The following is a 9,989-nucleotide window of genomic DNA, read 5'->3' as shown; positions in this document are numbered from 1 at the left end:
TGCAAGCAGGTAAACACAGGTTATTTCTTAATATCCTTTTGTTTGGGAAACTTCATGTTCCCATTTACTAATCGCCGCGCTGCTTACTTTGCAAAGCTGAGCAAGTTGTTCTTGCGTTAGCTGTTTGTGTAAGCGTAATTCGCGTATTTTATTTCCTAAACTATATTTCATAAAAACCTCTTTCTATACATGGCCTTGTATGGTTTTATTATAGTTGAGCAAAAGCGCAACGACAAGCGAGTGTTTGTTAAGTTTTTCATGAAAATATTAACTGTCGGTTGAGAAAGGAGCATACTATGGCTGTTTATGTGATGAGTGATGTGCATGGATTAAAGGATCGCTATGATCGAATGATAGAATATATTCATGAAGAGGATACTTTGTACATCTTAGGGGATGTGATTGATCGCGGTCCTGACGGTATCGTCATTTTACAGGATGCCATGCAACGTAGCAATGTGAAGATGCTGATGGGAAATCATGAATATATGATGCTGCAGTATTATCAGGCACTGAAAGATGAAAAAATGGATTTATATGATAAGATGTTAATCTTGGATCGCTGGCAGCGTAATCACTGTCAGGTAACCATTGCCCAGTTTCAAAAGTTGACGACAAAGGAACAAGAAGAAATCTTATCGTATCTTACCGATCTTCCGCTGGCCTATTGTGATGTACATGTACAAGAGCAGCAGTATTATCTGGTACATGGTTATCCCTGTACACAATTTCACCGTGGTTGTGTAAGGATGAAAGATCTGGAAGAAACAGAGGCGTGTGTTGAGGATTTTGTCTGGGCGCGAATCGAAAAGGATGAGGCATTTTTTAATGATCGTTGTGTAATTTTAGGACATACGCCTACCTTATATTTGCAAGATAGCAGACCGTACACGATATGGACAGGAAATAGAAGTATAGAAGATGCACATGTGATTAATATTGATTGTGGGTGTGCGGCAAATAACGCATATACACAATTAGCCTTATTGCGTTTGGATGATCGAAAAGTATTTTATTTTTAATAGGGCTTAACTCTTACATGGCGTTATCTTGTTCAACACTGCGATTTTGTGCATAGTATATGATGAAAGTTATATGGAAAAAGATGTTATGGTTCTTACAGCAGCTTAAGTATGGGAAAACAAAATAAGCATTGATGTGATAGGATACTGAAGTGAACCCCATTATATGGGCAACCAAATGAAAGGGGTTCATTTCATACCGGGCTTCCTTTTTATGCTTAATTCAAAGGTTTTTTATTTGTACTGACGATTACATAATTTCACAAGATTACTTGACATATCTTGCTGGGGTTTAGTGATATACTGACAATAGAGATCACAAGGAGGTTTCTATATGAAATGGAAATTGACTCATAAGCATGAACATGACATCATCGAAAATGAAGGAGGAAAAACATTAAGTTATAACCCCAATCTAGGTATACAAATAATCGAACAGGATGGCTTTGCTTTTAAAGATCTGAATCAAAGCGGCGAATTAGAACCATTTGAAGACTGGCGCTTACCACTCACAAAGCGGGTCATGGATTTTACAAATCGTTTTGTATTATGGCAGGAGGAAGATCAGTTGTATTATCGTAAAGGACGTATCGCGATACCCAAAGAAGTATATGTTGAAATACGGCAACATGGAGAAGAAGTCATGCAACTCTATAATGGGGATATGATGGAAGAGGATCTGGAGTATTTAAAGAAAAATGATCTCATAGCTGTTTTGTTGTTGATGTTTGATAATGATCGAAATACCGGAAAAGAGGATTATTTGCTCCAATTGATCATTCATAGTATGGAGCTTGGTGTTTTAGAAAATATTATGTATTCCATTTGGGAAGCCGTTAGAAAATTCCTTCAAAATCGCGATTTGCAACAACGCACCATGCTATCCACCTTACAATAAACGATAAGATCACAAATAAAGTAGTTGGCAAGAGGATGAAATGTGAAGGGTAACCCGTTAATTGAACAACAATTAATAGGGGTACATCAAATCTTGCCTTTTTTATTTGTTTGCATAAGAAATATTGCCATGTACTTGAAATGACGTTATAATAACCTTATGAAAGGCATAAGTTGCCTTAGGAGGGGAATAACATGAAAATATGTAAGAAACTGATTGGCTGTTTGATGAGTCTGTTTATAGCGTTCAGTATTATGGGACCAGTACAAGCAGCAACTGTTGAAAGCCAAAGGAATGATGTTAGTGTTTCTAAGATTTCATTTAATTATATTTCAAAAACACTTTACACAAATGAACATTTGCAATTAAAAGCTACAATAACACCTAGCAATGCAACAAACAGCGCTATCACATGGTCTTCTAGCAATTACAAAGTTGCTTCCGTAACCAGTAATGGTTTGGTTTATACAAAAACACCTGGTACTGCTACGATTACTGCAATGACCTCCAATGGTATTACGAAGAGTTGTAAAATTACGGTTCTTAAAAGAGGGTTAACAACGACCAGTGCGTCGCTGTATGTAAAAGGAACGACAAAATTAACGTTTAAGGGATCATATGGAACAGTAACTTGGACATCTGATAAAAATAGTGTTGCGACAGTAGATAAGTATGGGAAAGTAACAGCAGTGAAACCTGGTACGGCTTATATTACGGCAAAATCAAAAACGGCAATTTCTAAGTGTAAAATCACAGTAAAACAGCCAGCTTTAAATAAGAATTCCGCATCCTTGTATCTAGGTTCGCATATGACACTGAAAGTAACCGGCGGAACCGGTACTATCGCTTGGACATCATCCGATAAGGGCATTGCGACAGTAAATAGCAAAGGGTATGTCACAACGAAAAAAGCTGGAACTGTTTATATTAAGGCAAAACGTAATGGATATACTGCACAGTGTAAATTAACAGTGAAAAAACCTAGTGTGAATGCAACTAGCAAGAGTATATATACTGGGTTTTATACAACATTAAAAGTAAATGGCGGTACTGGTAAGATTGCGTGGACATCATCAAATAAAAACATTGCTACGGTAAATAGCAGTGGCCGCGTGGTTGGTAAAAAGGCCGGTACGGCATATATTTACGCGAAACGAAACGGTTATACAACAAAATGCAAAGTCAGCGTAAAAGAAAACGCAAAATCTTACAGTGTTTCCACGAACGTATCTGATTATGATTATGGTGATCCTACAGTAGCAGTTAAAAAAGTTTATTATAGTGGTGGAACTTTAAGATTAGATACTTATGTTGTCAATAATCGGATTGCGACAATTAAGAACTTTAAGAAAATTAATTTTAAAATTTATGATTATACAGGTAAATTAATAGGAAATCAAACATTTACCAATTTCGCTTTAAATATCAAACCATATAGTTATAAGAAAATAACCTTTAAGTTCTCATCAGCCGGAACTTTGAAAAAGGGTGCATTGCTTTATAAAGGCATTACAGGATATTATCAAGGATCTTACACTTACACATACTAGTGCAATTTAAGAAGGAGAAATCCTTCTTTTTTTGATTTAGATACGAAAAAAAGAGGATACCATATACTATTTGGTACCCTCTGTATCATCTGATAATTTATGAGACTTGAATCATCTCAGATAAATGCAGTGAATAAATATAGCATGCTATATTACTGTTTGGATATAGCATTTGCATAGCCTTTTGATACAACAGTAACTGTTCCCGATATCTTGTCATTAACTCATTTGCTAAAAAGATGGCATCTGTTTTAAAATCGATGATGACGATAGTATTCTCTTGCATTGACACAAAATCCATAAAACCGTGTAAGACTTCTTCGCCATCTTTCACCATGAAGGGAAGCTCATAATAACAGGTGGTTTTTAAGCATTGTTGAAAGACTTCATTTTCATATAAGTCATGCAGACGTTGAATATCTAATTCAGATAAAGTTATATGCAGACGTGCCGCACATTGCCGGATAGCGGTATCTTCACATGATGAATTACCCAAGGCTTCTATCATCTTATGCATCATCGTACCATACTGCATACCTTTTTGCTTTTGCAGGGTAATTGCTATATCTGTAGCTTTTTTCGCAGAAGCTGTCGCAAACTGTAAGGTTTCCACCTTCTGATGATAAGGTTGTATGTGATATTGAGGTTTCATTTGTTCCTGAAGAGAAAGATTTTGCCACAGGGTATGTACTTCTTTGATGGTGAAAAGGTCATTTGGATGTTGCAGAAAGGTTTGTAAGAGCCAGGAGGTATAACCGCCACGATCGTATATAGAAGAAGTCGTTAAAGGCTTATTATATTGTTCCAGGTCTAAAACACAGTCTACGATATGCATTTGCTGCTGAGCACGTGTAGTTGCCACATAGAGGATACGCATTTCTTCTTCCAACTCTTCTTTATCTTTTTTATGCTCCATGGCGATACGAGGAATTGTTGTTCGTACATAGCGTTCAGGCAGCTCCATTCTTTTTAAGGCAATCCCCAGTTCACTGTCACAGATACATAAATCTTTAAATTCTATTGCTGTCATGGCATCATTTGACCATAAGAAGACAACCGGAAACTGCAACCCTTTTGATTGATGGATGCTCATGACACGAACGACATCAGCTTCACTGCCAATCGGTATTGCCTCTGCTGTTTGAGCATCCTTAATCTGTTCAATCTGATTTAAAAACGCATGAATGCCCATGGCTTGCTGTTGTTCAAAGGTTGCACCTTTTTCAAACAATAGATCCAAATTGGTTTTTTCCTGCACGCTTGTATGCAATGCATAATAATTATTTTGCTCATATAAACGATTCAGCGTTTCCGTAAGAGAACAATCGAAGCATTGCTTGCGTAATTCCTCAAAGGCCTGAAAGCCGGGAATAGGATGTTCTTTTAGATATGCATAAAAACTGGACTCATATACCTTATGTGCAGCCTGTTGACTTGCCTTTTGTGCCACTTGACGTTTGGCCAGTTTGCTTTGGGCAATTTGTTCTGCACTACAAGGGAATAAGGGAGATAGTAAGATGGCGATTAAGGCGATATCATTATGCGGATCTTCGATGGCGCGCAAGGCACTTAGCATCAGCGATACGGCACTGGATTGGTAGAAACCGGATTTCACATCAATAAAATAAGGAATATGCAGTTCATCAAACACTTTCTTCATATTTTCTTTACGAGCATTTCCTCTTACCAGTACGACAAAATCCTTCCATTGACGCTGTTCTTTTTCACGTATTTCTAATATCTGATTGGCGATATAGCTGGCCTTCAGATCATTTTTAGCGAGAATCAACGCATTGGTCTTCTTGATCTCATCATGAAAGATAGCATGAAAACAGATTGGCACATTGTCTTGCAATTGTTCTGCAACGCCGGTTTCTACATCATCTGCATCGGCATATCGGCAGGAGAAACCATCTAAATTCATTAACTGTTTGAATAAGAGGTTATTAAAATCAACAATCATTTTTTTCGAACGATAGTTGTTTGATAAATAGATGACTTCATCATAGATACCCTGTTGTTCTATGATACCGCGCATTAAAGAAGGTTTGGCATGTCGGAAACCATAAATGGATTGTTTAACGTCACCGACACGAAAGACATTGTTTTCACGACAAATCAATTGAACCAGGGTGTTTTGTACATCATTGCTATCCTGAAATTCATCTACCATGATTTCTGTAAACTGCTCACGATAGCGCTGTGCTACTTGACCATGCTTACACTGTAAGATTTCCAGTGCATAATGCTCCATATCGTCAAAGTCAATAACTGCCTGTTCTTGCTTTATACGTGCATAGCTCATTCGATAATCCTTGACCATTTCAATCAGCTTTTGAATATAAGGTTTTAATGCTTGCATATCCTTTATGAATTGCTGCTCACTGAATAAAAGGCCTAATAAACGATCTTCTAATTCTTGTGATTGTTTACGCAAATGAACATATTCTTTATCCTCTTTATCCGGAGAGGGAGGAAGAATTCCATGGGCAATGGATTGAAAGGCTAAACGAAAGCCTTCATAATCACGTTTGGTTAAGGTTTCTTGTAAAAATGGCAAAGCCTGTACCTTTTGTTCTACTAATGCAGCTTTTTTTACTTCACTGTCATAGCGGTAACGATAAAGTTCCTGAATACGCAAGATGCCTTCTTCATAACGCGAACATTCTACTGCTAAGTAGGAAAAGAAGTTTTCTTGAATGCCAATGGGCAGATCTTGTATATGCTTGATATTATCATAAGGGATGAGCAAAGCGTCTAACCAGGCATCGGAATTTGCCTGCGAGGATGCCATGACAGCAAGTGAGGTAATCAGCTTGCGCAGAGCCTCATCATTTTCACTGCGTGAGGAAAACATGGCACAAAGATCAATAAAAACTTTATCCTGTTTGGTATATTGGTTTTGAAAAGCTTCTTCTAATGCTTTTCCCTGATATAAGACCATCGTTCCATTATCCATGATGTTGGTGATGCGCGTAGCATCTAGGCCAATCATATAGTAATACTCTTGTAAAATGGATAAGCAGAAAGAATGGATAGTAGAAATATGGGCAGTTTGTATACTTGTAAGCTGGCGGGTGATGTAAGCGCGTTCCTCAGGATCCTTTGTTTCTTCATAGGCTTTCTGTAAAGAAGCAGCCAGTCGCTTTTTCATTTCACTGGCCGCCGCCTCCGTAAAGGTCATAGCCAAAATGGCATCAATCGGAACACGATCTTTTACCACCAGATCCATTAAGCGGGCAATTAATACCGTCGTTTTACCACTGCCGGCAGAAGCGGATACCATGATGTTTTTATCTTTTGTCTGAATAGCTTTCAGCTGTTGGGGATTCCAGTTAGGCATCTTCATCCTCTCCTTTCCGATAGAGGGAATCATCTGTTTCAACCATGGCTTTGCGTTCAAATGGCATGCCATGGAAACGGCAGATAGCATGAAAATCACAGTATAGACAGGCATCTTCACTTGGTTCTATGACGATATCACCATCCAGCATACGTTTGGCTAATTGCTGATAAATGCTCGTAAACCAGCGTTCTATGCTATGTAAGTCGTATAATTTACTCGCTTTGATGAGCTGATCTTTATTGCAGCGAACACCGCTTACATGCGTGCCTTCATCATCTAATAAGGATACATTCGGATACATCGTCCATCCATGTATGCGATGCGTTTTGATGATGACATCTTGTAGATCTGCTTTTTCAATCGGTGTATAGGTAACCGGCTTGCGGCGCGATAGCTTACCTGCCGGATGGGGAATATTTTCATTTTTTAATGATAGATAATAAGCTCCCATAATTTCTTTTTGTTCCAGTTTGGCCATGACGATGGAATAGGTTAAAAGTTGCAACTGCATTGCCGCAAATACTTTTGTTTCCGATAGTGTTTTTGCACTGCTTTTATAATCCAGAATGCATAGGATATCATCATATACATCCAAACGATCAATGAAGCCATGCAAAGCCAGTGTGACATCCGATGTTACAGGTATTTCATATTGAAATTCGCGTTCTTGTTGCCAGGGCTGGAAATGAGAATGTTCTTCAAAAGAAGCTAAGCGTCGCAATGTCTGCATTATGCTGGATTCGATACGGATACGTAAAATCTGTAAGCGGGTACGCATGTCCGAAAAGACTTCTTGAAGGGCGTCTATTTCCTTGTCAATCAAGGCGGTAAGCGTTGTTTCACATACACTTGTATAGGCTTTCCCCTGTTGCTTAGTCAAGGTTTCTAACAGATAATGTGAAAGTGTTCCCATATAAGAATCCGCAAAGCCTAGTTTCATAGGTTCTCTAATACCTAACCCATAACGCAGGAAATATGAAAACGGACACTTTACATAGCGTTCAATAGAAGAGATGGAACCTTTGATTTGCTGATTGCGAACAAACAGCTCATGGGCTGTTTGCGAAGTAATGGTTAGCGCAATATCTGCTTTTTCATACATTTCCTGTAAAGGATAAGGTTTTGCTCTTTCATCAAACATTTGTTCTATTTCTAAGGCAGCTTCTAAAGATTTCCCTTCATACGTACCTAAGGGATAGGATATATAAAGATGTTGGCTGCGGTTTAGCAGCTTACGTAACTGTTTCAAATGCAATTGATAGCGATGTTCCATGCTTGGAAAAGGCAGGGTTTCATAATAGTGCTCATCAAAGATACCACGTTTTGCCATAAAGGCAGGATATTGATTTTGTGTAGCGCCTAGTAAGAAGTGATGTTTTCTGGTACAGGATCCCTGTTTTAGTGAGGTGACACTGACTCCTTGCAATTGATGAACGGTGGAATGTACAGTAATATCTTCTAATAACTGTAGTAAAAAAGTGATATCATCCTTTTCCTTTATATATGGATATACTTCATTGATAACATTCATGACATCTTGTAAAACTGCACTTTGTTGCATATCGTTACTCAGGCTGTTTTTTAAAAGATTTAATACGGTGAGTAACATTTCTTCATAAGAAGCTGGATGCATGAGTGACCGTAATTGTTCAGCGATATGCTGTCGGGCAATTTCTGCACGTTCCTCTATTTCTTTCAGCTTTGCCACATCCGTTTCATTCAGAATATGAGAAGTGGTTGAAAGTGTTTGTAAATGATTAAATGGCTGAAAGAAGTCTTTTTGATAAATTTGTAAATATTGCAGTAAGGAGGATAAAGTTTCCTCATGAAAGATACCACAATCTAAGCAGGCCAATAGATGTTCTTGCGTTGGCTGTAAATAATAATTCAACAGCATGCGCGCGCGTTTGACAATGATGCTGCTGGCAGCGGATGCCACAAGGTTTGTATAAGGGATATGATAGCGGTTAAAGATTTGTTCCAGGATGGGGATATAGGAGGTATCTGCCAAGGTGATGGCAACATCCTCAGCCTTCATCTCATGGCGTAAGATATATTGGGCACAGCCTTCAATTTCTTGTCGTTTATTCACTGCATGATAAAACTTTCGTTCATAAGGAATTTCTTCATCCTGCAATAAAGTAGCGCCCTGCCTAACTAGCAGGTTGACTAGTTGTTGTTGCTGCGGAGTGAAGAAAGCATCATAAATATATACCATATGTGCATCCTTATGCGCTATTTCACGAATCGCTTTAACAATCAAATCACCTTGTGTTTCAATTGGATACAATGCAGTCAGGATAGTTTTTCGCTCAGCATGAGCTTCTTCCTGTTCACTTAATACACTCAGTGGAATCTGCCATATCTTAAGATCATCAAGGCACTGCATACATTCCTTTAAGAAAACAGAAGTGAGAGCAGCTTCTTGATAAATATGTAAGGAAGAAGAAAGCTGTTTGATACGCTCGCGATAGGCAAATAAGATGGAAGCCTCACTTGGCGCATCTTCCAAGGATTGGGCAGACAGATAACCATTCAGCGTATATAAACGCAAGCCTAACAATCCATGGGTCGTTTGTAAAAGTTTTTGGCGAATGAGCGGATGCAGGTGTGCCGGTGCCAGCAGTGTAGCGCCCATTGGTAATGATGAGAAATCAAGCATGTGAACTTCCTCCTTAGCGTTTCTTCTATTATATAATTTCTCAAGGTAAAAAGGCAATTCTGATATACCAATCCTTTTCTTGGAAATGAGAATGTAGGAAAGAGAAAACGTTTGCGCTGGAAAAGGTTATAGGTTTAATAAAGATAATGAATTCAGAGCATCATAGGGATAAAAAAACACCGTTATCACGGTGTATTCTAAACTCTTGGCGCAGCAGAAAGGATTTGAACCTCCGGTGTCAAAAGACACGCCGGTTTTCGAAACCGGTGCATTAAACCAGACTCTGCCACTGCTGCGTATTACGTGGTTATTGTAACTGTTTTTATGAGGATATGCAAGAGGGAACATTGATTTGATTCAAATAGCGAAAATGAAATTCATCACAAGGATGAATTATAAGATAAGACCATAACATCTTGATATATCAGATAGATGGTAAGACAATCGATAAGGTTTGTCTTTCAAATAAAGGAAAAAGAGACTATAATAATAGTAATAAGTGTTAACGCTA

General features: G+C 38.2%; 6 protein-coding genes and 1 tRNA gene. 3 read left to right on the top strand and 4 right to left on the bottom strand.

What is annotated here, in order from left to right; genetic code table 11:
• Nucleotides 1–27 precede the first annotated feature (27 nt).
• A complete protein-coding gene (locus tag LI241_RS11985; protein ID WP_117547920.1) occupies nt 28–171 on the bottom strand; it encodes a helix-turn-helix transcriptional regulator in 144 nt (47 codons plus the stop codon).
• A 125-nt stretch (nt 172–296) separates the two neighbouring features.
• Between LI241_RS11985 and LI241_RS11980 the strand changes: the two genes are divergently transcribed.
• The 3 genes from LI241_RS11980 to LI241_RS11970 all read left to right on the top strand — a co-directional run bounded on the left by LI241_RS11980 (nt 297) and on the right by LI241_RS11970 (nt 3,470).
• On the top strand, nt 297–1,022 hold the full coding sequence (locus tag LI241_RS11980; protein WP_008690496.1) for a metallophosphoesterase: 726 nt from the start codon (nt 297–299) through the stop codon (nt 1,020–1,022).
• A 334-nt stretch (nt 1,023–1,356) separates the two neighbouring features.
• Entirely contained in the window at nt 1,357–1,920 is a 564-nt protein-coding gene (locus LI241_RS11975) for a hypothetical protein (protein ID WP_008690498.1), read from the top strand.
• Nucleotides 1,921–2,114: 194 nt separating this feature from the next.
• A complete protein-coding gene (locus LI241_RS11970) occupies nt 2,115–3,470 on the top strand; it encodes an Ig-like domain-containing protein (RefSeq protein ID WP_008690499.1) in 1,356 nt (451 codons plus the stop codon).
• A gap of 97 nt (nt 3,471–3,567) precedes the next feature.
• Here LI241_RS11970 and LI241_RS11965 read toward each other — a convergent pair whose 3' ends face one another.
• From LI241_RS11965 to LI241_RS11955, 3 genes are all read right to left on the bottom strand, one after another.
• Entirely contained in the window at nt 3,568–6,813 is a 3,246-nt protein-coding gene (locus tag LI241_RS11965; protein WP_008690501.1) for an exodeoxyribonuclease V subunit beta, read from the bottom strand.
• Nucleotides 6,806–9,478 (bottom strand): PD-(D/E)XK nuclease family protein, encoded by a 2,673-nt coding sequence (locus LI241_RS11960; protein ID WP_008690504.1) that lies wholly within the window; start codon nt 9,476–9,478, stop codon nt 6,806–6,808. The genes LI241_RS11965 and LI241_RS11960 overlap by 8 nt, the downstream gene beginning before the upstream one ends.
• Before the next feature lie 206 nt (nt 9,479–9,684).
• Nucleotides 9,685–9,774: transfer RNA gene (locus tag LI241_RS11955), tRNA-Ser, on the bottom strand.
• Nucleotides 9,775–9,989 lie beyond the last annotated feature (215 nt).

This window comes from Longicatena sp. 210702-DFI.1.196 (assembly GCF_020563125.1).
GTDB classification, from domain to species: domain Bacteria; phylum Bacillota_I; class Bacilli_A; order Erysipelotrichales; family Erysipelotrichaceae; genus Longicatena; species Longicatena caecimuris.
This window is presented reverse-complemented; position numbering and strand designations above follow the sequence as displayed.